We start from the raw sequence: 23992 nt of genomic DNA on the forward strand, positions 1-23992 counted from the left end.
TGCAAATCCTGTTGTTCGACGCTTTTGACGGGGACGAAACGCATCCGCTCCCGCGTCATGGCCTCACAGATGGCGGCGGCGTCGTTGGCGTCATTCTTGTTGCCCTGCACGTAGGGCTTCACGTGCTGCGGGGCCATCATGAGCACGGTGTGGCCGAGCGTTTGCAATTCCCGTGCCCAGTGATGCGCGCCCCCGCAGGCTTCCATGCCGACCTGGCAGGGCGGGAGTTTTTTGAAGAAATCGAGGACTTGCTCCCGGCGCAATTTCCGGGTGCAGACGACCTGTTCGTTGGCGTTGACGCCATGAACCTGGAAGACGTTTTTGGCAAGGTCAATGCCGATGCGGATAATGGTCATGATGGGCTCCTCGTTCCGTTTGGACTGGTTGGTGACACTTCCCAGTCTGGCACTTGATGCCGTTTCAGGAGGGAGGAGTCCATCCCATTGGCTTTCGCCGGAATGACGAGCTGGACTTTGCTGAGGTAGCTACCTAATCAGGTTTTCAACATCCAAAGCGGGATCACATGCTGCGGGAAGACGCACTCAGCGCGCCGCCGCCGCAAAAAACCGGTTGGCGAATTCGTCCGGATTGCTGATCTGGCGCAGTTCGACAAAAGCCGCCTCGGCCTCGGGGTAATGACGGCGCAGGTAATTGAGCCACTGCTTGATGCGCCCGGCACGGTGCTTGGGCTGCACGGTGTCCTGCACCTTGGCCCAGAACAGTTCGAGCAGCGGCAGCATTTCGTCCCAGCCCGGCCCCTGCTCGCCGCGCACCTGCAGCGCCAGCCCCGGATTGGCGACGATGCCGCGCCCGAGCATCACGTCCTCGCAGCCGGACACCGCGCGGCAGCGGTGAAAATCCTCCACCGTCCAGATCTCGCCATTGGCGATCACCGGAATCTTCGCTTGCTCGCGGATCGTGGCAATCCACTCCCAGTAGGCCGGCGGCTTGTAGCCGTCGACCTTGGTGCGCGCATGCACGACCAGCTCGGCGGCCCCGGCGGCCTCGATCGCCGCCGCGCAGGCCAGCGCATTGCCGGTGTCCTCGTAACCGAGGCGCATCTTGGCGGTCACGGGCAGGTGCGCCGGCACCGCGCCGCGCACGGCCGCAACGATGTCGTGGATCAGCTCCGGCTCGCGCAACAGGATCGCCCCGCCCTTGTGGCGATTCACCGTCTTGGCCGGGCAGCCGAAGTTGAGGTCGATGCCGCAGGGATGCAGCTCGGCGAGCTTCGCCGCGTTTTCCGCCATGCACACCGGGTCGGAGCCGAGCAACTGCACGCGCACCGGCACGCCGGCCGGCGTGTGGCTCTCGGTCAACAGCTCTGGCGCGATGCGCTGGAAGAAGCGGTTCGGCAGCAGCGTGCCCGACACGCGCACGAATTCGGTCACGCACAGGTCGATGCCGCCGACACGCGTGAGCATGTCGCGCAGGATATGGTCGAGCAGCCCCTCCATCGGGGCAAGCAGGATACGCATGGGGAAAACAGCCGGGCGGAAAAGGCAGGCATTGTACGCGCAAGCGACTGACTGGCAAGGGTTTTCGCGCAAGAACGCCGGCCGGGCCGCGCGCTCTGTATAATCGTGCGATCGATTAAGCTGAAGAAAGCCGCACCATGATCCTGAAAATGCCAACCCTGGGCCTGACCGAGACCGAACTCGAGCAGCTCAATGACTTCCTGATGTCCGGCAAGACGCCGGAAGAAACGATGGACCTGGAAATGCTCGACGGCATGCTCGTCGCGCTGACCGTCGGCCCGGACGATGTCGCCGAAGAAGAATGGCTGCCGCAGGTGTTTGCCGGCGAAGTGCCGGAATTCGACGACCAGGCCGAAGCCGAGCTGATTCTCGGGCTGATCCGCCGCCACGCCGAGGGCATCATGCACGCCTACTCGGTGCGCGCCCGCGAGGCCGCCAAGGAAAGCGCGCTGTATTACCCGCTGATCCTGGAAGACGAAGGCGTCGACGAAAAATGGCAGGAAACGCTGGGCGCCTACTGGGCCTCGGGCTTTCGCGCCGGCGTGCTGCTGCGCGAAGACGCCTGGCAGGCCGCGCTCGACGAGGACGAGGCCTTCTTCGAAACCGTCGCCAAGATCCTGGCACTTGAACTGGGCCACCATCCGGAAAACGAGGACGACAAGCTCGACCTCAAGGGCCGCGAAACGCGGCTGGCCGAGCTGCCCTGGCTGGTCGAGGACATCATGCACTACTGGCTGGAAGCCAGCGTCGGCACGGTGGAAACCGTGCGCAACGACGAGCCCAAGGTCGGCCGCAACGATCCCTGCCCCTGCGGCAGCGGCAAGAAATACAAGAAGTGCCACGGCGCCTGAGCCAGAATAACTGGATGTATTGGCCTGCAAGCAAATGACTGATTGGGCTGCAGGCCCATACCCATCAGGACATGAAGAATCCGGCACTGATCCTGTTCGACTGGGACGACACGCTGATGGTCGACCATCCCGAATGGCGCGAACCGATGGCCGACTGGCCCGCGGTCGCCGCCGTCGACGGCGCCCTCGACCTGCTGCAGACGCTGAACGCCGCCGGCCTGCGCTGCGGACTGGCGACGAGTGCACGCGTCTCGACCGAAGCGCAAATCCGTCTGGCGCTGGCGCGGGTTGGCCTGGCCGAGCACATTGAGCCAATCTTCTGCTGGCGCAATACCGGGGCGGAGAAAACCAATCCGCAGTTCTGGCACAAGCTCTTGCTGCGCGAAGGCCTGGCCGCCGGCGACGTCGTGATGGTCGGCGACCAGTTTGCCGCCGATGTGCGCACGCCCGCCGCCAAGGGGCTGTCCGCCGTCTGGTTCAACCCGCACGACGCGATCCACCGCACCGGCCCGGGCTATACGACCATCCATGCGCTGAGCGAGCTGCCCACTGCGCTCGCCGGGCTGGGTTTCGCGAGCGGCTAGGTTCTGTTGACGTTTTGTTTGCACTCCCGCTGGCGCGCTTTTTGCGCCGAATCAAGGCGTTGCAAGCGCCGCATAACGGGTTATGTCAGCGAAGCAACAACGCAGAGGCGGCGAAAAAAGCGCCCAGCCCGCCGGGTTTGGCTGTTTTTGGCCTGACCCTGCGTTGCAAAACCCTGGCATAGAACGACTATGCGGCGGGTTTCGCGCCTTGATTCAGGCCAAAAACCGCACAAACGGGCAGTGCAAACAAAACGTCAACAGAACCCAGGCCAATCGGTAACGCCGGGCGCCGGCCGGCTTTGCTAGAATCGCGCTTTCCCCGATTTTCGCGACTCATTCCCATGCACCGTCTCGTCATCCAGGCGCCCGACATCGCCACGCAAGACCTGAAACAGCTCGCCCGCCTCTCCGACGCCTACGAAATCCAGGCCATCAACCCGCAAGCCTTCAAGCTCTTGGGCGCGCAGCTCGCCAACGAGGAAGCCGTCGCCGATTTCTGCGAATCCAACCAGCTGGATTTCGCCTTCATTCCCGAAGACCTGTCCGTGCGCGACATCGGCCTGGTGGTGATGGACATGGATTCAACGCTGATCACCATCGAATGCATCGACGAAATCGCCGACATGGTCGGCATCAAGCCGCAGGTCGCCGAAATCACCGCAGCGGCGATGCGCGGCGAGCTGGATTTCCGCGAATCGCTCACCCGCCGCGTAGCGCTGCTGGCCGGCCTTGAGGCCAGCGCGCTGCAGCGTGTGTACGACGAACGCCTGCAGCTGATGGCCGGCGCCGAAGCGATGCTCAGGGGCTTCCAGGCCGCGGGCGCGAAAACGCTGCTGATTTCCGGCGGCTTCACCTTCTTCACCGAGCGCCTGCAGGAGCGCCTGGGTCTGAGCCGCGCGATCGCCAATGTGCTGGAAATCGCCAACGGCAAGCTGACTGGCAAGGTCGATGGGGACATCGTCGACGCCGCGCGCAAGAAGGCCGAGCTGATCGCCTGGCGCGAGGAACTCGGCCTGCGCCGTGATCAGGTCGTCGCCATGGGCGACGGTGCCAACGACCTGCCCATGCTGCACGAGGCCGGCTTTGGCGTGGCCTGTCACGCCAAGCCCAAGGTGGTCGCCGAAGCGCCGTACGCGATCAACCGCGTCGGGCTCGATGGCGTGCTGAATTACTTCCTGTAAAAGTGTATTGCCCTGTAGCCCTTTTCAGATAAGGGCTACAGGGCAATACCCATCTGCCTCCTGCCGAATGCGGACAAACAAAAAGGGGCTTGCGCCCCTTTCTGTTTTTGCCGGATTACAACAATCAGGCGGACTTGCGACCGGAAGCGGCCTTGGCGCCGGTTTCAACGGCAGCCACGGTGGCTTCGGCGATGTTGCCGGTGATGCGCTGAGCAGTCTTGTTCAGGGCGTCGTAGGCGGTGTTGGCGGTTTCAACCACGTTTTTGAACACGGCAACGGCAGCGCCGGAAGCCGGAGTTTGCTGAACGGCCTGGTCCAGGCTGGACAGCAGGTTCTTGTTGAATTCCAGAACCTGTTCTTCAACCAGCTTGTTGATTTCCTGCTGGGTGTTGCTGGCCGCGTCGAACACGGTGCGAGCCAGGCTCAGCGACTTGCCAACGGCCGGCTGGGCCAGGGTCTTTTGCAGATCAGCCAGATCCTGGGCGGTGCGGGCGTTGGCCAGTGCCTTGGCGGTTTCCACGTTTTCGGCGATCAGATCGCGTGCCAGCGTGAATTGCAGTTGCAGCAGGTTTTCGGCGCCAGCCAGGGCGATATTGGTCAGACGCAGGGTCTTCTCGATGTTGGCTTGGTTGAAATCGACGAATTGTTGAGCGTTGTACATGATGGTATCTCCTTTTGTGCAGTGCATCATGAGTTGCATTGTATGCCTGTCGCAGGCCATGTCAACTGTTTTTTGTTGCAGCGCACAAATGACACACTTCAACCACCGGCCTGCTTCTGGCGCACGGCCAGCACAGCCTGATTACGCATGGTTTTCAAGAGGTTAAGCTGGTCGTGCGGCACCTCCAGCGTGTGCGCTGCCAGCCGGTCGCCATAGAAAAGCCCGATGGGCTTCTTGTCGATCACCAGCGGAAACACGATGAAGGTATGCGCAGGCACGGCGTCGCGATACCAGACGGGAATGCGCTGGCGGATCGATTCGGCGTCGATGTCTTCGATCAGCACGTCGGCATTCTTGCTGACCACCAGCTGGAAGACGTCGGCCACTCCACCAAGGTCAAAGGCGAATTTCGGGATGATCTGCTGGATGTCGGCACCGAAGCCGAAGCGCGCCAGCATGCGGTTGCTGCGCGTATCGCGCGTGCAGAACAGCACACGATCAAACCCGACACTGCGGTACATGGTTTCCAGGATCATGCGCAGCAGGTCATTGAGCTTGAAGTCCCCGACCAGGGTGTTGGTGATGTCCTGCACGCCGGCAGCAAGCATGCTGGTGATCTGCTGCGGTGTGTTGGCGCTGCCTGCCGGGGTGCCGGCGTCCAGAATATGGCCGGTCAGTGTATCGGCGACCGGTTCGGCAGTCTGGCTGACCCCCAGCGGGGTGCCGGCAAGCTGGTTGAGCCGCTTGGCGTAGGCGCTGCCGCTGACATCGACCCCCAGCAGACCCAGATAACCCAGATACTGTTTGGCGGTTTCCTGCAGCACCTTCTCGAAATCGTTGCTGTGCAGCGCCACCGCGGGCGTATAGCGCTTGACCAGTTGCACCATCATCGCGGGGATGTCGCGCGCGCTGGCGTCGATCAGCGGAAGCAGCTCGGCCGACAGATTGGCAAAGAGCCGCAGGCGCTCGGTATTGTTCTGCGGCTCGCGGATCGGCCCATCGGGCATGGCCCGCAGGCTGTGCAGCATCTTGTCGGGAAAGTTCCAGCTCTGCGCCACGCCGAGTCCCAGCTCGCGATAGCTGATGCCGAGCACCTTTTCGGCGGCGATTTCGTTGCTGCAGCCATCCTGCTGGGCGCGGCGCTCGATTTCCTGGCTTTCCTCGGGGAAGTAGTAGAGTGTCAGCAGCTTGCCCAGATGCTGGAACATGCCGCAGATCATCACGCCCTCGAATTCGCGCCAGCCGGCCTTCTGGCCCAGACAGCGCGCGAGCAGGCCACCGAAAAAGGCCATCAGCACGGCCTCCCTGAGCTTGATCGCCTGGCTGCGGTTGTGCATGTGCTCGAACAGCAGCAGCGTGATCGCCAGATTGCGGATATTGTCATAACCCAGGATCACGATCGCGCGTGACACAGTGCTGATGGTGCCGCCGAACTGGCCAAAGCTCGCCGAATTGACGATGCGCAGCAGCTTGTTGGTCAGCGAGAAATCTTTCAGGATCACTTCGGACAGATTCTGCAGGCGCTCGGAATCGGCCTCGTCGATCTTGTTGATCGCGCTGATCGTTTGCGAGAGCGCCGGAAAATCGGCGGTGTGGCGCATGCGCCGCAAGAGGAAATCCAGGGTGCTGTGGCGGCTGCCGCCCTCCTCGGCCGCCGCCGCCTCGGGGCGCTCCAGCCAGGCCTGCAGCGCGTGGTGAAAGGCGGCGGCATCGGCATAGCGTTCGTCGGGCGACTTGCACAGCGCCGTCATCACGATCTGGTCGAGCTGGTCGTCGACATCGGCCTGCAGCGACGACGGTGCGACAAAGGGGCTGGACAGGGTGCGCTGCAGGATGGCGAAGGCCGAATCGCCTTCGCTGGCCAGCTTGCCGGTGAGCATCTGGTAAAGCGTCATGCCGGCGGCGAACACGTCGGCCTGCGCATCGACCGGCAGATTCTTGAGGATTTCCGGGGCCATGTAGCCAACGGTACCGGTCATGCTGGCGCTGCCGGTCTGGCGCGGCGTGGCCACGCCAAAATCCATCAGGCGCGGGCGCTGCTGGCTGTCGATCAGGATGTTCTGCGGCTTGATGTCGCGATGCACAAGACCGCGCGCATGCGCGAGCGCCAGACCATCCAGGATGGGCAGCAGCAGGCGCACAGCCTCCACCGGCTTGAGGCTGCCCTTCTCGCGCAACAGCGCGGCCAGCGTCTGCCCTTCGACATACTCGAACACCAGACAGGGATGGCTTTCTTCGGCAAAGGCGTCGAACAGCGCCACGATGTGCGGATGTTGCAGATTACTGACGGTGCGCGCCTCATCCAGCACCGAATTACCCTGGCTGTGCAGCACCTTGATCGCCACCTGGCGCCCCAGACGCTGATCTTCGGCCAAATACACCAGGCCCTGCGCGCCCTGCCCCAGTTTGCGGATGATGCGGAAACGACCCGCAGCCAGTTCTTTTTCCATGACGGTATCGGCTTGTTCTGTTTTGCCTCTGATCATAGCCGAGCGCTACCGCAGCAGCGCGAATTCTGTGGCTTTGCGCTATTGAATGCGCAACAGCCGCCCTCATCTTTTACAAAATTTGCATTTTCTGTTTTCCCATACCGTCCGGAGCCAGCATGGCAACCCTTGAACGCATCCAGGCCGCACTGGCCGACCTTATCGATCCCCATACCGGACGCAGCTTCAGCAGCGCCAAATGCTTCCGGAACATCCAGCTGTCCGGCTCCGGCGTCAGCCTTGATCTGGTACTGCCCTATCCGGCGCAAAGCCGGCATGCGGAACTGGCGGAACTGGTGCGCGCCCGCCTAGAGAACGCCGAGGCAGGCCTCTCGCCCATCGAAGTGCGCGTCAGCACGCAAATCGTCGCGCATGCGGTGCAGCGCGGCGTGCCGCTGCTCTCCGGCGTGAAGAACGTGATCGCGGTCGCCAGCGGCAAGGGCGGCGTCGGCAAATCGACCACCGCCGTGAATCTGGCGCTGGCGCTCGCTGCGGAAGGCGCGCGCGTTGGCCTGCTCGACGCGGACATCTACGGCCCCTCGCAACCGACCATGCTGGGCGTACCCGACGCGCATCCGGAATCGCCGGACGGCAAGCACCTGCAGCCGATCACCGCGCACGGCATCCAGGTGATGTCGATCGGCTTCCTGATCGACACCGAGCAACCGATGGTCTGGCGCGGCCCCATGGTCACGCAGGCGCTGATGCAGCTGCTGAACGACACGCACTGGGACAATGTTGATTACCTGGTCATCGACCTGCCGCCGGGCACCGGCGACATCCAGCTGACGCTGAGCCAGAAGGTGCCGGTGACCGGCGCGGTGATCGTCACCACGCCGCAGGACATCGCACTGCTCGACGCGCGCAAGGGGCTGAAGATGTTCGAGAAGGTCGGCGTGCCGATTCTCGGCATCGTGGAAAACATGAGCATGCACATCTGCTCGAATTGCGGTCATGCCGAGCCGATTTTCGGCGAAGGCGGCGGCGCGGCGATGTGCGCGGATTACGGCACCGAGCTGCTGGGCCAGCTGCCGCTCGAGCTGTCGATCCGGCTGAACGCCGACGGCGGCCATCCGTCCGTCGTCGCCGAGCCCGATGGCCGCGCGGCTGGCATCTACAAGGACATCGCGCGCAAGCTCGCGATCAAGGTGGCCGAAAAGGCGCAGGATTTCTCCAGCCGCTTCCCGAAGATCGTCATCAAGAAAGACGCCTGATCGCCCCTACCCGGCACCCCAACAGGCTGCAGCCTTTTTGTTATCGAGGCTGCAGCCAGATACACAGAGCAAACAATGTCCACTCCGCCGTCGCTGCAAAACCTGATCAATGCGCTGAAAGTGCTGCCCGGCGTCGGCCCGAAATCCGCGCAGCGCATGGCCTTTCATCTGGTGCAGCGTGACCCGGCCGGCGCCGTGCAGCTGGCGCAGGCCATCATCGATGCGCAGGGGCGCCTGCAGCATTGCAAGCTGTGCAACACCTTTTGCGAAACCGAGCTGTGCGACATCTGCCAGGACGAGCAGCGCCACCACGGCCAGCTCTGCGTGGTGGAAATGCCGACCGATCTGTGGTCGATCGAAGCGACGCGCGCTTACGAGGGCTTGTATTTCGTGCTGATGGGCCGCTTGAGCCCGCTCGACGGCATCGGTGTGGACGACATCGCGCTCAAGCCGCTGCTGGCACGCGCGCTGGATGGCGAGGTAAGCGAGGTGATTCTGGCGACCAATTTCACCACCGAGGGCGAAGCCACCGCCTATTACCTGTCCGAATTGCTGCGCGCCCGCGGCTTGCGCGTAAGCCGCATCGCCCGCGGCCTGCCGGTGGGCGGCGAGCTGGAACACGCCGATCCGGCGACGCTGGCGCAGGCACTGATCGAGCGCCGTCACAGCGAATAGGCAGCCCCACTCCACTAGGTATACGAGCGTAACCTAATGCGGGTAATGGCTGCAGCCCTATCCAGCCATGGGTATCAAGAATGCAGCCAGCAAAAAACCCGCCGAGGCGGGTTTTTTTGCTGGCTGCGAGCCCCGGGGCAGGCGCTCAGTCACGCTCGCCGGTAAAGGCCATCAGCAGGTGCAGCAGGCTGGTGAACAGGTTGTAGATGTTCAGGTACAGACCCAGCGTCGCGCTGACGTAGTTGGTTTCGCCGCCGTTCACGATATTGCTCACGTCATACAGGATGTAGAGCGAGAAGATCAGCACGCAGGCCGCCGAAATGGCCAGCGACAGCGCCGGAATGGCGAAGAAGACATTGGCGATCGCGGCCAGGATCACCATCACCAGACCGATGAACAGGAACTTGCCCAGGAAGCTGAAATCCTTCTTGGTCACGGTGGCAATCGCGGCCAGCGTGAAGAAGATCGCAGCCGTACCCACGGCGGCCGTGCCGATCAGCTGGGCGCCATTGCTGAAACTCAGCGCCACTTGCAGGATTTGCGACAACCAGAAGCCCATGAAACCGGTGAAGGCCAGCAGCAGGAACACGCCGAGCGGGCTGTTCTTGGTCTTTTCAATGGCGTAGAAACTGCCAAAGGCTACGCCGAAGAACACCAGCATGCCGACCCAGCCGGACATGCGGAACTCCAGGTTGATGCCGAGCACCGCACCGATGGCGGTCGGAATCATGGTCAGCGCCAGCATGGCGTAAGTGTTGCGCAGAACCTTGTTGCGGTCGGCCGCAAGCGCTTGCGGCGCATACGAGGCGGGATTGAATTGCATGGCGTTATCTCCTTGAGAAGTTGGCGAATCAGGCGCTCGCTTCGTGGCTAAGATGCCGGCAAAGCGGAAAAGTTGCAAGTCGCGGAACGAAAATTGCTGAATCAATGTGTCAGACTGTGCCACCCACTGTCAGGCCACCGTCAACCCGCAGCGTAGGCTGACCCACGCCCACCGGCACGCTCTGGCCCTCCTTGCCACAGGTGCCCACGCCCGGATCCAGCGCCATGTCGTTGCCGATCATCGAGACGCGGGTGAGCACGTCCGGGCCGTTGCCGATCAGCGTCGCGCCCTTCACCGGGTATTGCAGCTTGCCGTCTTCGACCCACCAGGCTTCGGCGGCGTCAAACACAAACTTGCCGCTGGTAATGTCGACCTGGCCACCGCCAAAATTCGCGGCATACAGCCCGCGCTCGACCGAGGCGATGATCTCCTGCGGGTCATGCTGGCCGGCTTCCATCAGCGTATTGGTCATGCGCGGCATCGGCAGGTGCGCATAGGATTCGCGGCGACCATTGCCGGTCGGCGCCATGCCCATCAGCCGCGAATTCAGGTCGTCCTGCAGATAGCCCTTGAGAATGCCGTCCTCGATCAGCACGGTGCGCTGGGTGGGATTGCCCTCGTCGTCGATATTCAGCGAGCCGCGCCGATCGGCCAGCGTGCCGTCATCCACCACGGTAATGCCCTTGGCCGCCACGCGCTCGCCGATGCGCCCGGAAAACGCCGAGCTGCCCTTGCGGTTGAAGTCGCCCTCCAGGCCATGGCCGATGGCCTCGTGCAGCAAAATGCCCGGCCAGCCGTTGCCGAGCACCACGGTCATCTCGCCGGCCGGCGCGGGGCGAGCCTGCAGATTCAGCACCGCCTGGGCGATGGCTTTCTGCGCATAGTCCAGCAATACCTCATCGGTGAAATAGGCAAAGTCAAAGCGCCCGCCACCACCACTGCTGCCCTGCTCGCGACGACCGTTTTCCTCAAGAATCACGCGCAGCGACACGCGCACCAGCGGGCGCACGTCGGCAGCGCGCACACCGTCGTGGCGGGCGATGTAAATCAACTCATGCTCGCCGGCGAGACTCGCCATCACCTGCACAACGCGGGAGTCGAGACTGCGCGCCATGCTTTCCAGCCGCTCCAGCAGCGCCACCTTGGCGGCGGAATCCAGGCTGGCAATCGGATCGTCGACGGCGTAGAGATTGCGCCCGGCCACGTTACGCAGCAGCGCCGCCGTGCCCTGCCCGCCCTGGCGAGCAATGGCGCGCGTGGCTTCTGCAGCCTGCAGCAGGGCCGCGAGGCCAATGTCGTCCGAATAGGCGAACGCGGTCTTCTCGCCGGCAACGGCGCGCACACCGACGCCCTGGTCGATATTGAAGCTGCCCGACTTGACGATGCCTTCATCGAGGCTCCAGGCCTCGCTGCGCGAATACTGGAAATACAGGTCGGCATAATCGACTTCATGCTGGCGCATGGCCGCGAACACCTGTTCCAGGCGCTCGTCATCCAGACCGAAAGGGGTCAGCAAGGCAGTACGGGCAAGATCGAGTCGATTCATCGGGACATCCGGGCCGGCGGGAAAAACCGCCATTAAACCACACTTCGCCGCTCACAGACGCCGATGCGCCAGCGCCGGCAGCACGCGGCGCGTGCGCTCCAGCTGGCTGGCCTTCAGCTCGGCCAGCGCCACGCCCTCGCCGTGCGGCAGGACGTCGAGAATCTGCCCCCAGGGATCGATCAGCATGCTGTGGCCGAAGGTTTCCCGCCCGGTCGGATGCACACCGCCCTGGCCGCTGGCGATTACGAAACACTGGTTTTCGATGGCGCGCGCGCGCAGCAGGATTTCCCAGTGCGCCCGACCGGTGGTCGCGGTAAAGGCGGCCGGCAGCGCCCAGAGATCGGCCTCCTGCAGGCGGAAGAGCTCGGGGAAACGCAGGTCGTAGCAGATGGCGACCCCGAGCCGCCCAAGCGGTGTATCGATGATCAGTGGCGCAGCACCCGGCGCGATGGTATCGGCCTCGCAGTAGCGCTCGCTGCCGTTTTCAAAACCGAAGAGGTGCAGTTTGTCATAACGGCCGGCGCACTGGCCGTCGGGCTGAAAGACCAGACAGCTATTGAATGCCTTGCCGGGGATCTCGCTGGCCAGCGGGATCGTGCCGGCCACCAGCCAGATCCCCTCGGCACGCGCGGCATCCGCCAGAAAGTTCTGCAGGGGGCCATCGCCAAAGTGCTCGGCATGCGCCAGCTTGTCGGTATCGCGCGCGCCCATGATGGCGAAGTACTCGGGCAAGACCGCCAGCCGGGCGCCGCGCTGCGCTGCTTCGGCAAGCAGGCGCCGGGCGCTGGCCAGGTTTTGCGCCACGTCGGGCGTGGAAACCATCTGGATGGCGGCGGCGTTCAGGGTCTGGAACTGGCTCATGCGCTCCTCGCGGATGTCAGGTGTCATTTGCCGGCGGTCTCGGAGGCGCTGCGCACGCCGGGCAGGCTCAGGCGTTCGATGCGCCGGATTTGCGGATCGGCCATGCTGCCGCTGATGCTGTATTCCATCGTCGCCAGCTGGCCAAAGGGGTCGTTCAGCGCCTTGCCCAGGGCAAAGGTCGCCAGCCCGGCCAGCGGATTGACCGCAGTGGCGGCCAGGGCAACGGCGTCGCCGATCTTGGGCGTGATCTTGACGCGCAGATTCTGCGTGGCGGCCACCAGATTGGCTTCGCCATTGAAGCGGATGTCGGCCGCCGGGCTGTCGATCAGCAGATTGCCGGTGCGCGCGATGCCACGATCGATCTGCGCATCGCCGCTGATGCGGTCGAACTCCATGCCCTCGTTGACCACGTCGTTGAAATCCAGGCGCACGCGCCGCGACAGCGACTGCAGGCTCAGGATGGAGAGCAGCCGCAGCGCATTGCCGCCATCGACCTTCGCAAAACGCCCGGCCTCCATATCAAGGCGCAGTTTGCCCTGCAGCGAGGGGAAATCGGGAATCGCCGCCTCCCCCTGCCAGCTCAGCTCCCCGGAAAACTTGCCGGGAGCGCGATACATGCTGTTCGGATAGCCCAGCCGCGTCAGCAACTTGCCGAGGTCCGGCGTTTGCAGGCTGAACTTGCCGCTGCTGTGTGGCTGGCGCTCGTGCGGCAGCCATTGCCCGCTCATGCGGAACTCGCCATCGGGATTGCTCAGCAGCAATTCCTCGACCTGCCAGCCCATGGCCAGCGGCTTGGCGGTCACGGCCAGCTGGCCCAGCGCCAGCCCCTTGTAGCTGAACTGGGCGATCTGCAGCTCCAGTTGCGACCAGCGTTGCAGCGCCGTACTGCCGGCGGGCGGGCGCGCAGGCTGGGCGGCATTGCCATTCGCAAGGCTCGCGCGCAAAGGGGGGGCCAGCGGCAGGGCCAGACGCTCCAGCCTGGCCTGCAGCGGGCGCCCCGGCCCGCCGGAAATGAGTTGCCCGCTCAGGGCCTTGCTGCCGAGCTTGAGCAGCCAGCCCTGCCCCAGATCGGCAAAGCCGAGCCGGACATCGTTCAGTTGCTGCCCCCAGCCGCTCAGCCGCCCGAAGGCCAGATCGGCGCCCTGGATGGCGATGGGTGCAGCCGCCTTGCCGCCCGTAGCGCCAGCCCCTTGCTGCTGAGCCCAGGCCAGCCAGTCTTCCAGCTGCAGCTCGGGCCAGCCGCCCCCCAGGTAAAGCCCCGGCTTTGTGGCGGGTATCGGCATGGAACCAAGTGCGATGGCGGCCTGCAGGGGCATACCTACTGGTTTTTTGACTTCCAGCTGCAGCAGTTGCCGCAAGCCCAGATTGAAGGTGTCGCCGCGCTCATTGCCGCTGACGCGCAATTGCAGGGGCAAATTGCTGCCTGGTGCCTTGGCAAGCGGCGCCGGCAGATCGATTTGCACGCCGCGCAGCGGGCTTTGCAGCTGCAGGTCGAACTGTCCGTCACGCGTGAGCAGCGAGCCCTGATAGCGCAGCGGCCCGCTCATCAGCGCCGGCAGCTGGTAATGCTGCAGCACGGCCTGCATCTGCGCCTCGCCATGCAGCGCGAACTGCATGCCGCCCTTGCCGTCGCTGGCGCCGCTGAGCGCCAGCTTGCCGCCCAGCAGCTGCGCCTCGGCGCGCTCCAGGCGGAATTGCTCGTCGGTGAACAGCAGCCGGCCCTGCGCCTGCAGCAGCGCCGGCAGTTGCTCGCCCACTTCCAGCTGGCTGGCGGCAAAATCAAAGCGTCCGCTGACACGACTGGTCTCGGGCGCATACAGCGGCAGCTGCAAATGCAATTGCAGGCGCCCTTCCCCCTGGGCCCGCAAGCCATCGGGGACCAGCTCCGCTTCTTCCTTCAACGGCGTCGTGCCGAGAAAACGCAGGTATTCGCCGATGGGGCCGGCCGCATCGCCCTGCACGTCCAGCACCGGCGCATCGACGCCCAGATCGGGCACCTCGGCGACCACGCCGCGCAAGCCGACACCCAGCAGACGCGCCTGATCCGCCTCAATGCGCATGCCCGGCCCGGCAAACAGCAGGCGACCATGGATGTTCTGGATGGCCGGCCAGCCGGGAGCGTAAGCCAGCGTCACCTCGGCCGCATCGGCGCTGATGCGGAATTCGCCGGGCAGCTTGGGGCCGTAGGGGAAGGTAGCGAGTTCGCCATGCCAGCGCACCCGGCCATTGCGGGCCTGCCCGCTCTTGAGCGCCGCACGCAGCCAGGCCAGCGTTTCGTCGCCGACGGCGCGGGGCAGCCAGGCATAGGCGCGGTTGGCGGCCAGCCGGCTGATTTCGCCATCCAGCGCCATGCTGCCCAGGCCCTGGCCGGGCCAGCGATACTGGCCATTGAGCGACATGGCCAAGTCGGTACTGGCCAGCTGCAGCGCGGGAAACGCCAGCCGCCAGCCCTTGTCCTCGCGTCGCCATTCCAGACGGCTGCGCAGGGTGGTCAGCTGCAGGGGTTCGACAAACTGTTCGGGGTAATTGAGCCGCAAGCCATCGCTGGACAGGCGCGCCTTGCCATGGGTTTCATCAAGCTCCAGCTCGCCGGAAAGGCCGCTAAGCTCGGGCAGCACGCCGGGCCAGCGCAGGCCCAGGCCGGAAAACTCCAACTGACCCTGCCAGTCGCGGGCCGCGCGCCAGTCACCCGACCAGCCCAGCTCGGCCTCGGCGATGCGTCCGTCCAGCTGCACACCAGCGAGCGCCAGCTGCTGTTCCCGCGCGAGCAGCGGCAGCAGCGCCGGCAGGCCGGCCAGATGCCAGCCCCTGGCCTGCAGGGCGTGACGCTGGCCATTGCGCTGGTAAGCCAGGCTGCAGTTCTCGCACAGCGCACCGCTGTCGGTGCGCAACTGCCGGGCATCCAGAGTCAGCTTGTCGCCCTTGCTGCCCCGCCGCCAGGCCAGTTCACCATCAAACACCGGCAGATTGAGTGCTTGCTCGTCCAGGCGAAACTGCACGTCGCGCAGCGCCAGCCGGGCATCCAGCGCATCCAGCTGCGCCGCGCTGAAATCGAAACCCACTTGCAAATGCCCGCGCCCGCTGCGCAGATGTTCGCGGCTGCGAAACAGCGACAGCCATTCGCCTACCAGCGCCAGATCGGTATCGGGAATCTGCAGGCGCAGCCGGCCTGACCAGTCGGCCAGCAGTTCGGGATCGCTGCCCTGCAGCGAGCCGCTCAGCGTGGCGCGCCCGCCCATGCCGGCCGGCAGGTTCATGCCGAGTTCGACATCGCGAAAGGCCAGAATACGGCTGGTGCGGAAATCGACATGGCTGAGCACCAGTTCGCGCGCCGGGCTCTGCGTTTGATCGATCACGCGCACCCGGCCATCGTGGATGGCCAGCCCGCCCTGGTCCAGCAGCCAGCGCAGCACGCGCCCCTGATCGGCGCTGGCGTCGCCACTGTCGAGCGCGCTGCCGCCAATCAGCCAGCGCCGCCGAGCGTCGCGCAAGAGCAGCAAATCAGGCCCGTTCAGGCTGATGCGGCTGAACTGCACTTCGCCCAGCGGCAGGCGCCACCAGGCAAGGCTGCCGCGCATTTCGTCGAAATCCAGCAGGGGCTGGCCCTGCGCTCCGCGCAATACGACGCCCTGCACCAGCAACTCGGGCCGCAGGCCGTCCCAGCCGGCCACCAGGCGCTGCGCGGAAAACTGCACGCCGGCCTGCGCGCTGATGCGTGCAGCCAGCCAGGGGCGGTACTGGTCGATGCGCGGGATCACGACGAACTGCCAGGCCAGCCCCAGGAGCAGCAGCAGGCTGCCAGCGGCAAGCAGCAAACGCCACAGCCAGCGCAGGGTGATGCGGTGCAGGCCGGCGGTCCACTGTCCAAGACGGGACCGGATCCGCGCCGGCTCTAGAGAAAAGCGCATGAATGAATCCGGAAGATCGGGCGCGCGCTGGGGCGGCCACATCAGGCTGTCGATGCACAGCCGGGCTCGGTTGTTCCGGCCAGGCCGGGAAACGGATGAAAACGCGAAAAGCCATTGATTTTGCAGCCAACGCTGGGCAGCGGCTTTCGCCATGCCCCCGCCGCCAAGGCTCAAACCCGCGTTTTCAGACTTTTTCAACTGCCCCTTATGCTAGGGTTATGGCTGATTTTACCAACAATCACAGCCCGCCATGCCCGAAATCGTTGACGACTCCAGCCCGGCGCTCAGCGCCGCACTCGCCCACAGCAATTACCTGCGCCGCCTGTTCACCCGCCGCCCGGCGCTGGCTGCGGAAACGGCCGAACACCTCTACCAGCCCTTCACCCGCGCGGCCATGCAACAGCAACTGGCACATGAGGCGCCAGCGGACGAGGAGATGCTCAAGCGCCAGTTGCGGCATCTGCGCCAGGCCGTGATGGCGCGGCTGATTGCCCGCGAGCTGGCCGGGCTCTCCGACCTCAACGAAGCCATGCACACCACCACCGACCTGGCCGAGGTCGCCATCGACGCGGCGCTGAGCTGGCTGGCGCAGCCCGACGAGCGCCACGGCGAGCCGATCGGCGAAGACAGCGGTACCGTGCAGCAGCTCATCGTCGTCGGCATGGGCAAGCTGGGCGGGCGCGAGCTGAATGTGTCCAGCGACATCGACCTGATCTTTGTCTATCCGGAAGACGGCGAAACCAGCGGGCCGCGCCGCATCACCAATCACGAATATTTCGCGCGCCTGGGCAAGCGGCTGATCAACCTGATCGGCGACAGCAGCGACGAAGGCTTCGTGTTTCGTGTCGACATGCGCCTGCGCCCCTTCGGTGACTCCGGGCCGCTGGTCTGCTCGTTCGCCGCACTGGAAAACTACCTGCTCACGCAGGGGCGTGAATGGGAGCGCTATGCCTGGATCAAGGGGCGCGCGCTGTCGGGCGACGCCGAGGGGCTGTACGAGCTGGTCCAGCCCTTTGTGTTCCGCAAATACCTCGATTACGGCGCCTACCACTCGATGCGCGAGCTGCACAGCCAGATTCGCCGCGAGGTGCAGCGCCGCGACAAGCTCGACAACATCAAGCTCGGCCCGGGCGGCATTCGCGAAATCGAGTTCATCGGCCAGGTCTTCCAGCTGATCCGCGGCGGGCGCAACAAGGCGCTGCGCCAGCGCGCCACGCAAACCATCCTGCGCGAGCTGGGCGCCCAGGGCACGCTACCCGAAGAAGCCGTGGCCGACCTCGATGCCGCTTACGTCTTCCTGCGCAATCTCGAACACCGCATCATGTACCTCGACGACGCGCAGACGCAGATGCTGCCCACCAGCGAGGAAGACCGCGAACGCATCGCGCGCAGCATGAATTACCCGGACTGGGCGGCTTTTCGCACGGCGCTCGACTACCACCGCAACAAGGTCACCCGGCAATTCGAGCAGGTGTTTGCCCAATCACCCGCCGACGAGGCCGGCAGCACGCAGGACATGAGCAGCCTGCAGGATGACGGCGGCGTCGATTTGCTGCGCAATCACGGGTATATCGACGCAGGCGAAGTACACCGGAGGCTGGGTAGCTATACCTCCAGCAGCAAATACCTGCAGATGCCGGATCGCTGCCGCCGCCGCATCGATCTCATCCTGCCGGCGCTGGTGGAAACCGCCGCCGCCTACCCCAATCCGGACACCACGCTCTTGCGCGTACTGGACCTGATCGAGGCGGTAAGCCGGCGCGAATCCTATCTGGCCCTGCTGGCCGAGCACCCGCAAACGCTCAAGCGCCTGGCCGACCTCTACAGCGCCAGCTCCTGGGTATCGCAATACCTGACACGCCACCCCATCCTGCTTGATGAATTGCTCGATGCGCGGCTGCTTTACCAGGAGCCCGACTGGGACAGGCTCGGCCGCATCCTGCGCAGCGAGCTGCAGGACATCAGCGACGACACCGAAGCCAAGATGGACTGCCTGCGGCATTTCCAGCACACGCAGGTGTTCCGCATCGTGGCCCAGGATCTGGGCGGCATGCTGACGCTGGAAAAGGTGTCCGATCACCTCTCGGCGCTGGCCGACCTGATTCTGGCAGTGACGCTGGAAGAAGTCTGGAAGGAGCTGCCCGGGCGGCACACCGAGCATCCGGCCTTCGCCGTCGTCGGGTATGGCAAGCTGGGCGGCAAGGAACTGGGTTACGGCTCGGATCTGGACATCGTTTTCCTGTTTGACGACGAGCACCCGAATGCACAGGAGGTGTATGCCAAATACGCCAAGCGCATCGTCAACTGGCTGACCACGCTGACCCCGGCAGGCCAGCTCTACGACATCGACCTGCGTCTGCGCCCCAACGGTGCTTCAGGCCTGCTGGTGTCGAGCCTTGAGGCCTTTGCCGAGTACCAGCAGCAATCCGCCTGGGTCTGGGAACACCAGGCCATCAGCCGCGCGCGTTTTGCGGCCGGCGATGCGCGCATTGGCCAGTGGTTCGAGGATTTCCGCTGCCAGATCCTTGCGAAACCCCGCGCTGGCACGGCCTTGCGCGAGGAAGTGCGCGCCATGCGCGAGCGCATGCTGGAAAGCCATCCAGCCCTCGATAGCGACGTGAAGCATGTGCGCGGCGGGATTGTCGATATCGAGTTCATCGTGCAATACCTGATCCTCGCGCACGCCGGCGATTGCCCGGCGCTGACGGCCAACAGCGGCAATATCGCCCTGCTGGACGTGGCGGCACGGCAGGGGCTGATTCCGGAACCTGCCGCGGAAGCGGCCCGCTATGCCTACCGTGAATTGCGCCGCCTGCAGCACGCGGCGCGGCTGAACGACAACAAGCCGAGCGAGGCCATGCTGGCGCCGCTGGCCGGCCATCTGGCTCGCGTGCGCGCACTGTGGGCGGACCTGTTCGGAGCGGATGGGCAGCATGCCGGCTGATCGGCACTCGTGATCATAAGATGCAAATGCAAAATCCCCCGCTTCTGGCGGGGGATTGTCATTTGCAGTCTGCATTGAAGCGAGGCGAATCGAAGCTCAGCTGTCCGCCCAGAGGCTCGCCATGCCGCCCTGGCCGACAAACAGCAGGTGATCAAGCCCGGCATCGTCACCGGGAAAGGCCATGAAGGACACGCCCTGCTCGCCAGCGGGAAAATAGGCGCTCAGCGCGCGCACTTCGTTCTTGATCACTTCCATTAGCGCCAGCACGAATTCCGGATGGATGTCGACGGCAAACTGGAACTCCTTGCGCCAGATGACCGCCAGAGTGGCAGCCAAGCCATTTCCGGGGTGCAGCTCGTCCTGCGAGGGCGTACTGCGGGCAAAGCCCTGTGTCGCCAGCAATTCGCCCAGCACGGCGGTCGCTTCGCTGATTTCGATCACGAAACTCGCCATGCCGGTGCTGATCTGCTGCATGTTGACGTAAGCCCGCGTATTTTTGCCCTGCTGCACGGCGAGCGCCAGCTGGCAGGCCGGGCAGGCAAATTGCGTGCAGCTGCCATCCAGCTCGGTGGCCGGTTCGCGGGGTTCGTGCACATGGCCGCAGCGGTAGCGGGCCGGAATCGGGACATCGGTCAATGTCAGTACTCACTCAAGGGTTGCGGGCAAGCATGTATTTGATTGTGTGGAGCAGCGCCCATGATTTCAAGTAACTTACAACGCGGATTTTGTATCGGAATAAAAAGCAAAGCTGCCGCGATCACCATGCTTTGCCTCATACATGGCCACATCCGCCGCCTTTAGCCAGTCATCCGGATCGGCAAAGCCGGGCTGCCAGGCGGCAATGCCCAGACTGCCGCCGACCGGCAGCAGGTGTTCACCGTAAGGACAGGGCTCGGCCAGGCTGGCCAGAATCTTGCGTGCCAGATGTTCAGCAAACTCCTGCTGCAGCTGCCCCTCGATCAGCAACACGAACTCGTCACCGCCCAGACGACAGACCGTATCTTCGCGCCGCACCAGCCGCCGCAGACGGCGCGCCACCTCCAGCAGCACCGCATCGCCGGCGTCATGGCCATAGCGATCATTCACTTCCTTGAAAAGATCGAGATCAATCAGGAACAGCGTTGCGCCCTCGCGCACGCGGCGATCGTCACGCATCAGGCGCTTGAGCCGGGACATCAGATGCAGGCGATTGCTCAGGCCGGTGAGGGCATCCTGCAGGGCCAGCTTGCGCATCTTGTCGGCGCGCGCCATCAGGTCAGCCTCTTTTTCCGCCACACGCTGGCGAATTCGCCAGACGCGCTGGCGCAACTGGGCCAGCTGTACGGCCAGCGCCAGAAACAGCAGGCAGCTCAAGGCAAAGGCGGCCACGACCACCAGCAGTGCAGGCGCATCCCAGGCGGGCAGCAGGGCCAGCAGCGCCGGCAAGGCGACCAGCAAGCACAGCAGCCATTGTCCCGGGCTGGTCGTGACCGCCAGCAGCCACAGCCCGAGAATCGGCCACAACAGCACCACCGGCGCCGGAACGGGCACCGGCTCGGGCTGCAAGCCATAAATGAGCCAGGGCACAGCCAGCGCGATCAGCAGCCGGTGCACCCAGAGCAGCGCCTGCTGATGGACGCCCTGCAGGCCAAAGGCAATCAGCACGAAAGCTGCGGCCAGCAGCGGCACGCCCAGCAGCACGGGCATGGCCACTGGCGCTTGCAGGACAAAGAGCAGCGGCAGCAGCAGACAGCTCAGCCCCGCCGCCAGCCAGGCGGCGATCCGCTGATGGCGGACATGCAGCCGCCCCGGGTGCAGATGACGCCCGCCCGCCTCCGACACCGCTGGCAGGTGATCGCTCAGAGTAAGCAGCGTCGCGGGCGCATAGAGCGCCGAAGCCGCATTGCCGTTGCCGAATCGTCCCATGGACTCCCCCAAACAACCGAGTTGAACTGCATTGTGACATAAGCAATTGCTAATGAATTGTCATTTGCAGTGGATTTATGCCGCGTCAAGTACCAGTCGGGCCCACCACACGTCACAAGCGAAACGGGTAGACTAAGCGATTTGCCCCGCCGCCGTCTGTAATGCTCGCCATAAGCCCCGCCCGACTTGAATTTTCCCCTGAAGGGGTGCCGTATTCCAGCCAGTTTGATGATATTTATCATGCCCGCGCCGGGGGACTGGCGCAGGCACGCGAAGTCTTTCTGGCCGGCAACCGGCTGCCTGCAGCCTGGCAGGGCCGGCCACATTTCACGATTCTGGAAACCGGCTTCGGGCAGGGCCTGAGTTTTCTTGCCACCTGGCAAGCCTGGGCGGCCGATCCGCAGCGCGGCCAGCGCCTGCATTTCGTGTCGGTCGAGCAATTCCCCTTCACGCGCGACGATCTCGCAACGCTGCATGCCCAATATCCGGAAATCGCCGCCCTTTCTGCCGAAATGCGCGCCGGCTGGCCCTGGCTGACCGAAGGCCTGCACCGCATCGAGCTGGCCGGTGGCGCCGTGGTACTGACGCTGGTGCTGGGCGAGGCCGCGCACTGGCTGCCCGAACTGCAGCTTGCCGCCGATGCGATCTATCTCGACGGCTTTGCCCCGGACAAGAACCCCGAACTGTGGTGCCCGGCCATTTACCGCCAGCTGCGGCGGCTGGCGCACGATCACACGACACTGGCGACCTACACCGTGGCCGGTCACGTGCGGCGCGGCCTGCAGGAAGCCGGCTTTGGCGTGCAGCGCGTGCAGGGCTTTGCCGGCAAGCGCCAGATGCTCGTGGGCAGCAGCACCATTGCCCCGCAATGGCGCAGCCGGCCGGCACCAGCCCCGGCCAGTCGCGAGGCCGTCATCATCGGCGCCGGCATGGCCGGCAGCAGCGTCGCCTGGCAACTGGCGCGCCGCGGCTGGAAGGTCACGGTGCTCGACAGCGCCGAGCGGATCGCCAGCGGTGCCTCGGGCAACCATGTCGGCCTGCTGCATCCGACCTTCAGCCGCGACGACAATCTGCAGGCCCGCCTGACGCGCGCCGGCTGCGCGCACACGCTGCAGGCGCTGCGCCTGCTCGCCGCCGCGGGCCGGCCAGTCCCCAGTGGCAGCCCAGGCCAATTGCAGATCGCCAAAACGCCGGAACAGGACGCGCTGTTTGCCGCCATCGCCACCGAACTGCACTTGCCGCCCGAGTTGGCCAGCTATCTGGACCGCGATGCGGCCAGCGCGCATACACAGACCCCCATTGCCGCCGGAGGCTTGCTGCACAAGGCTTCCGCCTGGATACATCCGCCCGGCCTCTGCGCCAGCCTGCTCGACCACCCGCAGATCCGCGTGCGCACCGGTTGCACGGTCCGCCGATTGCAGCAGGACGAAGACGGCTGGCGCCTCTTTGGCGGTCAGGATGGCGAAGAGGAAGAGCTGGCGCGCTGCGCCACGGTGATTCTGGCCAATGCCAGCGCCGCCGCCCAGCTCTGCCCCGACGCCGAACTGCCGCTCAGCGACAGTCAGCGCGTGGTGACGCGCCTGCGCGCCACGCACCTGCCCAGTCCGGCGCTGGCCTTGTCCGGCCCGGGCTATCTCACCCCCGCCCATGCGGGCTTGCGTTGCCTGGGCGCCGCAGCAGTCAAGGATGGCGACATCGCCGCCGCCGCGCGCCAGAATCTGCAGGAAATCGGCAAACTGCTGCCCGGCGTGACACTCGACGAAACACTGATCCACGACTGGCGGGCCTGCCTGCGCCCCACCTCCCCCGACCGCCTGCCGCTGATCGGCCCCCTGCCCGCCCCGCAACAGCAGGACGGCCCCGCCCACCAGCTCTGGCAACTGGCGCGGCAAACCGGGCTGTATGGCGCACTCGGCTTCGGCTCACGCGGCTTGAGCTGGTGCATTCTGGCCGGCGAGCTGCTGGCCTGCCAGCTCAACGGCGAACCGCTGCCGCTGGAGCGCAAACTGCTCGACGCCATCGACCCGGGGCGCTTCGCCCTGCGCAAGCTGCGCAAGGCTTCAAACTATTGATCCGGCCTCTGATGTTTTCACTCGTAGGAGCGAGCTTGCTCGCGATCAGCAAGGCTTCGCGAGCAAGCTCGCTCCTACGGAAATTCAAACTTCTGAAGGCCGGATCAATAGATACCAGAATCTGACCGGGGCCGGATTATCCGGGATCAGGCTAAAACCGGCTCGGACACGCAGGCGCGTTGTCCGGCAGTACCAGCCCGCCAGATTCCGGCGGCCCGCCATACTATTGCACTGCCCCCTCCTGACCGACATCAGCTTGCTGCCGACCAGGTTTCCAGCTGGGGGGCCGATTGACTTCCATCACTGGCGCCCCCGGCATCAGCCGCTTGCAAGCCGGGCCGCGCCTCCAGTCCAGATACTGGTGCATGTATACCCTCGCAGGCCATCATCTGCTTTGCCTTTAGGCATATACATCAAATGACTTCCTGATTAGCAAGCCCCCTCAGCTTTCTTACGTAGCCACAATTCTGTCTTTGGGCCGCAAGCCACTACCGCCAGTAGTAAGCGTTCAGGCAAGCTATCCAGCCGGAAGCGGCGGTTGAAACGGTAGGCGATGGCGGCCAGGTAACGATCAGCGTACTTGCCGAAGGCAAACGCATGGTAAGCGCCCGCGAGCGTCATCTTGACATTCCCGAGCACGGTGTTGATCCAGTAAAACTCCGGCAAGTCCTTCGGTTTCTTGCCGCCAGCGACCCGAACCTCATGCTGGCAGCCCGCGGCAGTCACCGCCCGGAATGCCGGCAAGCCATCCGAGATCACTCGTGCGCCACTGGCCAGGTTGCTCTTGGCCCACTCGGCAATGG

The 23992-nt window shown here is 64.6% G+C and carries 18 protein-coding genes; 7 read left to right on the forward strand and 11 right to left on the reverse strand.

Annotated elements, in window-relative coordinates; genetic code table 11:
• Together C515_RS0114790 and C515_RS0114795 are read right to left on the reverse strand one after the other, a co-directional pair.
• Window positions 1-356 (reverse strand): IS110 family RNA-guided transposase (locus C515_RS0114790; protein WP_028456159.1); only part of this gene is annotated, 356 nt, incomplete at its 3' end.
• Between the two features lie 186 nt (window positions 357-542).
• The gene (locus C515_RS0114795) at window positions 543-1478 is read right to left on the reverse strand and encodes a tRNA dihydrouridine synthase (RefSeq protein ID WP_028456160.1); all 936 of its coding nucleotides are present in this window, start codon (window positions 1476-1478) and stop codon (window positions 543-545) included.
• Between the two features lie 137 nt (window positions 1479-1615).
• Between C515_RS0114795 and C515_RS0114800 the strand changes: the two genes are divergently transcribed.
• The 3 genes from C515_RS0114800 (at window position 1616) to serB (ending at window position 4094) form a co-directional block, all read left to right on the forward strand.
• Entirely contained in the window at window positions 1616-2329 is a 714-nt protein-coding gene (locus C515_RS0114800) for a UPF0149 family protein (protein ID WP_028456161.1), read from the forward strand.
• Between the two features lie 71 nt (window positions 2330-2400).
• The gene (locus C515_RS21330; protein ID WP_051304991.1) at window positions 2401-2913 is read left to right on the forward strand and encodes an HAD family hydrolase; all 513 of its coding nucleotides are present in this window, start codon (window positions 2401-2403) and stop codon (window positions 2911-2913) included.
• A 341-nt stretch (window positions 2914-3254) separates the two neighbouring features.
• On the forward strand, window positions 3255-4094 hold the full coding sequence (gene serB, locus C515_RS0114810) for a phosphoserine phosphatase SerB (RefSeq protein ID WP_028456162.1): 840 nt from the start codon (window positions 3255-3257) through the stop codon (window positions 4092-4094).
• A 124-nt stretch (window positions 4095-4218) separates the two neighbouring features.
• On the opposite strand, the gene C515_RS0114815 is transcribed toward serB, so the two are convergent.
• Both C515_RS0114815 and C515_RS0114820 read right to left on the reverse strand, forming a co-directional pair.
• A complete protein-coding gene (locus C515_RS0114815) occupies window positions 4219-4755 on the reverse strand; it encodes a phasin family protein (protein WP_028456163.1) in 537 nt (178 codons plus the stop codon).
• Window positions 4756-4853: 98 nt separating this feature from the next.
• Window positions 4854-7205 carry a serine/threonine protein kinase gene (locus C515_RS0114820; protein ID WP_028456164.1) on the reverse strand — a complete coding sequence of 784 codons (2352 nt, stop codon included), beginning with the start codon at window positions 7203-7205 and terminating at the stop codon, window positions 4854-4856.
• Window positions 7206-7360: 155 nt separating this feature from the next.
• Here C515_RS0114820 and apbC point away from each other — a divergent pair, with 155 nt between their 5' ends.
• Both apbC and recR read left to right on the forward strand, forming a co-directional pair.
• Window positions 7361-8455 (forward strand): iron-sulfur cluster carrier protein ApbC, encoded by a 1095-nt coding sequence (apbC, locus tag C515_RS0114825; protein WP_028456165.1) that lies wholly within the window; start codon window positions 7361-7363, stop codon window positions 8453-8455.
• 75 nt (window positions 8456-8530) lie between these two features.
• Complete coding sequence (recR, locus tag C515_RS0114830) at window positions 8531-9130, forward strand: recombination mediator RecR (RefSeq protein WP_028456166.1); 600 nt, start codon at window positions 8531-8533, stop codon at window positions 9128-9130.
• A 145-nt stretch (window positions 9131-9275) separates the two neighbouring features.
• Here the strand turns inward: recR and C515_RS0114835 are convergent, their stop codons facing one another.
• The 4 genes from C515_RS0114835 to C515_RS0114850 all read right to left on the reverse strand — a co-directional run bounded on the left by C515_RS0114835 (window position 9276) and on the right by C515_RS0114850 (window position 16268).
• Window positions 9276-9953, reverse strand: a complete 678-nt coding sequence (locus C515_RS0114835) for a Bax inhibitor-1/YccA family protein (protein ID WP_028456167.1) — start codon at window positions 9951-9953, stop codon at window positions 9276-9278.
• Between the two features lie 109 nt (window positions 9954-10062).
• Entirely contained in the window at window positions 10063-11499 is a 1437-nt protein-coding gene (gene tldD, locus C515_RS0114840) for a metalloprotease TldD (protein WP_028456168.1), read from the reverse strand.
• Window positions 11500-11550: 51 nt separating this feature from the next.
• Window positions 11551-12387 carry a carbon-nitrogen hydrolase family protein gene (locus C515_RS0114845; protein ID WP_051304993.1) on the reverse strand — a complete coding sequence of 279 codons (837 nt, stop codon included), beginning with the start codon at window positions 12385-12387 and terminating at the stop codon, window positions 11551-11553.
• Window positions 12384-16268: a YhdP family protein gene (locus tag C515_RS0114850; protein WP_158380841.1), complete on the reverse strand. Its 3885-nt coding sequence runs from the start codon at window positions 16266-16268 to the stop codon at window positions 12384-12386. The genes C515_RS0114845 and C515_RS0114850 overlap by 4 nt, the downstream gene beginning before the upstream one ends.
• Before the next feature lie 250 nt (window positions 16269-16518).
• Here C515_RS0114850 and glnE point away from each other — a divergent pair, with 250 nt between their 5' ends.
• Window positions 16519-19212, forward strand: coding sequence for a bifunctional [glutamate--ammonia ligase]-adenylyl-L-tyrosine phosphorylase/[glutamate--ammonia-ligase] adenylyltransferase (gene glnE, locus C515_RS0114855; RefSeq protein ID WP_028456171.1), 2694 nt, complete (start codon window positions 16519-16521; stop codon window positions 19210-19212).
• A 96-nt stretch (window positions 19213-19308) separates the two neighbouring features.
• On the opposite strand, the gene C515_RS0114860 is transcribed toward glnE, so the two are convergent.
• Both C515_RS0114860 and C515_RS22705 read right to left on the reverse strand, forming a co-directional pair.
• Window positions 19309-19848 carry a hypothetical protein gene (locus tag C515_RS0114860; protein ID WP_028456172.1) on the reverse strand — a complete coding sequence of 180 codons (540 nt, stop codon included), beginning with the start codon at window positions 19846-19848 and terminating at the stop codon, window positions 19309-19311.
• Between the two features lie 75 nt (window positions 19849-19923).
• A complete protein-coding gene (locus C515_RS22705; protein ID WP_051304994.1) occupies window positions 19924-21117 on the reverse strand; it encodes a GGDEF domain-containing protein in 1194 nt (397 codons plus the stop codon).
• 161 nt (window positions 21118-21278) lie between these two features.
• Here C515_RS22705 and mnmC point away from each other — a divergent pair, with 161 nt between their 5' ends.
• Window positions 21279-23189 (forward strand): bifunctional tRNA (5-methylaminomethyl-2-thiouridine)(34)-methyltransferase MnmC2/FAD-dependent 5-carboxymethylaminomethyl-2-thiouridine(34) oxidoreductase MnmC1, encoded by a 1911-nt coding sequence (gene mnmC / locus C515_RS0114870; protein ID WP_028456173.1) that lies wholly within the window; start codon window positions 21279-21281, stop codon window positions 23187-23189.
• A gap of 429 nt (window positions 23190-23618) precedes the next feature.
• Here the strand turns inward: mnmC and C515_RS0114875 are convergent.
• The coding region (locus tag C515_RS0114875; RefSeq protein ID WP_028455665.1) for a transposase at window positions 23619-23992 on the reverse strand (374 nt) is incomplete at its 5' end.

Source organism: Chitinilyticum litopenaei DSM 21440, from assembly GCF_000428145.1.
Taxonomy (GTDB): domain Bacteria; phylum Pseudomonadota; class Gammaproteobacteria; order Burkholderiales; family Chitinibacteraceae; genus Chitinilyticum; species Chitinilyticum litopenaei.

Coding starts and splice junctions, on each gene's coding strand:
- C515_RS0114795 (WP_028456160.1), bottom strand. CDS start 1,478: ATGCGTATCCTGCTTGCCCCGATGGAGGGGCTGCTCGACCATATCCTG.
- C515_RS0114800 (WP_028456161.1), top strand. CDS start 1,616: ATGATCCTGAAAATGCCAACCCTGGGCCTGACCGAGACCGAACTCGAG.
- C515_RS21330 (WP_051304991.1), top strand. CDS start 2,401: ATGAAGAATCCGGCACTGATCCTGTTCGACTGGGACGACACGCTGATG.
- serB (WP_028456162.1), top strand. CDS start 3,255: ATGCACCGTCTCGTCATCCAGGCGCCCGACATCGCCACGCAAGACCTG.
- C515_RS0114815 (WP_028456163.1), bottom strand. CDS start 4,755: ATGTACAACGCTCAACAATTCGTCGATTTCAACCAAGCCAACATCGAG.
- C515_RS0114820 (WP_028456164.1), bottom strand. CDS start 7,205: ATGGAAAAAGAACTGGCTGCGGGTCGTTTCCGCATCATCCGCAAACTG.
- apbC (WP_028456165.1), top strand. CDS start 7,361: ATGGCAACCCTTGAACGCATCCAGGCCGCACTGGCCGACCTTATCGAT.
- recR (WP_028456166.1), top strand. CDS start 8,531: ATGTCCACTCCGCCGTCGCTGCAAAACCTGATCAATGCGCTGAAAGTG.
- C515_RS0114835 (WP_028456167.1), bottom strand. CDS start 9,953: ATGCAATTCAATCCCGCCTCGTATGCGCCGCAAGCGCTTGCGGCCGAC.
- tldD (WP_028456168.1), bottom strand. CDS start 11,499: ATGAATCGACTCGATCTTGCCCGTACTGCCTTGCTGACCCCTTTCGGT.
- C515_RS0114845 (WP_051304993.1), bottom strand. CDS start 12,387: ATGACACCTGACATCCGCGAGGAGCGCATGAGCCAGTTCCAGACCCTG.
- C515_RS0114850 (WP_158380841.1), bottom strand. CDS start 16,268: ATGCGCTTTTCTCTAGAGCCGGCGCGGATCCGGTCCCGTCTTGGACAG.
- glnE (WP_028456171.1), top strand. CDS start 16,519: ATGCCCGAAATCGTTGACGACTCCAGCCCGGCGCTCAGCGCCGCACTC.
- C515_RS22705 (WP_051304994.1), bottom strand. CDS start 21,117: ATGGGACGATTCGGCAACGGCAATGCGGCTTCGGCGCTCTATGCGCCC.
- mnmC (WP_028456173.1), top strand. CDS start 21,279: ATGCTCGCCATAAGCCCCGCCCGACTTGAATTTTCCCCTGAAGGGGTG.